We start from the raw sequence: 1,900 nt of genomic DNA on the forward strand, positions 1-1,900 counted from the left end.
TTTATTATATATTTTAAATTAACTACGTCTGCTGAAAGTTTATAAATGAGTAATATCAATATACTATGGAAAGGATATAAGAAAAAGGAACAGGACGACCAATTTATGAAATTACGATTAATGGACAAAAACAAAGAATAGCTGTTACAACTGGAAGTAATGGTTTTATTGTTGGAGCAAATCCTGCGGGGAGTAAGTAAATGAAGAAAATAAAATTAATGGCTGATTATGAATGTTATCCATTGTGGATTGATTCGGATAATGAAGTTGGAAATATTGATCCTGATTCCTTACTAATCAGTGATTCTCTCAAAAATGAGTTAAATAAGTGGTCAGATGACTATGATAAAACGTTGAATTCAGATAACCCGTTAGAATCTGGATTTAAAACTATTAATGAAGAAATAGCCTTTAAAGAAAAAGGGAAATGTTTACAAGAAAAATTACAAATAGAATTAGGTAATAATTACGACGTAATATATCAATCCTAGCAACTAGATCCCTTTACATTACTGGGATCTAATATTTTCCTAGAATGTACAAGAAATAAACATGAGTTTCAGTTTCAAAACTGGGTGTGTAGCTTGTCTGGGTTACTGAGGAAGATATAAGAAAATAATATGTTATTAATGATATCCGTCATCTTTTTGCTAAGTATGATTTTTTTAATTAAAAATCCCATATTGAATCAGTTAGTAATTTGCTCTACATTAAACCTCTTGAACAAACCCATTCAGACGAAGGGCGATATATCTACTTCTGACGATGGTCTTACTCATGTGGGCAGAGAGTTAGCCGTAGCAGGAGACAAAATAATACGTATGGGTGACAGTAGTTATAATTTCCACCATAAGATATGTTTGTCTCAATACATCAACCATCAACAAAGTGGTCAGAGTATCACCGCATAGGTCAGATTAACCAGTTTTCTGGAAATCGAATGCTGGAAAGGGGACTGGTGTTACAAATACTGAAAAACTAACTGGCGGTGCGGCTAGAGCAGAACAATATTCAAGTAATTGGGCTACAGCAAGTCTTGATAAGGCTATTAATGAGTTTGCAGGCTCAAATCCAATAATAACTACAACTGAAAAAGGAAAAAGAATTTATACTAATCCAACAACAGGTATACAGGTGGTTGAGGATTTGTCTGGAAACTACTTCCGAATTTATAACCCTAATATTTCGGGAAAAAGAGCTTATTTGGATTTGAATGGTAATATTCCTAACAACAAATTATTAGAGAATGGAAAAGAAGCTGGCCGAAGTCAAGGTGAATATAATGAGGCAACTCATTTTAATATAAAAAGGAATAAATAGTATGAAAAATATATCCGTTCCAGTAAATAAAAGTGCAATGGAACGCCTAGATTTAGATAATTGTGTGGATGGTGATTTGATTGAATTAATTCTTGATGAAGATAATTATAAAAATCTCTTAGAGAGTAATGTTATTAATCAACTTAATAATGAATTAGATATAAATATTGATGATTATGAAGATGAAAAGATAATCGATCTTGATAAGCTTATTAAGGCTAAAAGTATTATTCAAAATTCAATAGTATCAAATAATAGCGAAGCGTTGATTCAATTATTAACTCAAGTTGATAATGCAATAAAATATAAAACAGGTCTATTTTTTTATTTTTAAATTTAGAGGTAATAGTAAAGTCCTCATCTGAATCCTGTTAGGATATTACTTTGATGTCTATACTTTTATCTCAAGTTTGATAACTAACAGCATTCAACAAGCGAATAAAAAAAGTAATTTTTGATGAGCATGTAGTAAATGAGAACGGCTTGGGGAATGCTGGAAAGGGAACGAGTGCAAATTCTCTTGCCGGTGAATTAACGGGAATAACGCAAAAGCAACTAGATAAGAAGTTTAAGCATGCGG

At 31.6% G+C, this 1,900-nt stretch carries 3 protein-coding genes; all 3 read left to right on the forward strand.

What is annotated here, in order from left to right:
• Positions 1 to 200: 200 nt before the first annotated feature.
• The 3 genes from H3V01_RS10870 to H3V01_RS10880 all read left to right on the forward strand — a co-directional run bounded on the left by H3V01_RS10870 (position 201) and on the right by H3V01_RS10880 (position 1,654).
• Positions 201 to 491, forward strand: coding sequence for a hypothetical protein (locus tag H3V01_RS10870; RefSeq protein WP_025331481.1), 291 nt, complete (start codon positions 201 to 203; stop codon positions 489 to 491).
• A gap of 643 nt (positions 492 to 1,134) precedes the next feature.
• Positions 1,135 to 1,320 carry a hypothetical protein gene (locus H3V01_RS10875; protein WP_051506483.1) on the forward strand — a complete coding sequence of 62 codons (186 nt, stop codon included), beginning with the start codon at positions 1,135 to 1,137 and terminating at the stop codon, positions 1,318 to 1,320.
• A gap of 1 nt (position 1,321) precedes the next feature.
• Positions 1,322 to 1,654, forward strand: a complete 333-nt coding sequence (locus H3V01_RS10880) for a hypothetical protein (protein ID WP_025331479.1) — start codon at positions 1,322 to 1,324, stop codon at positions 1,652 to 1,654.
• Positions 1,655 to 1,900 lie beyond the last annotated feature (246 nt).

The sequence above is a fragment of the Snodgrassella sp. M0351 genome (assembly GCF_016100575.1).
Taxonomy (GTDB): Bacteria; Pseudomonadota; Gammaproteobacteria; order Burkholderiales; family Neisseriaceae; genus Snodgrassella; species Snodgrassella alvi.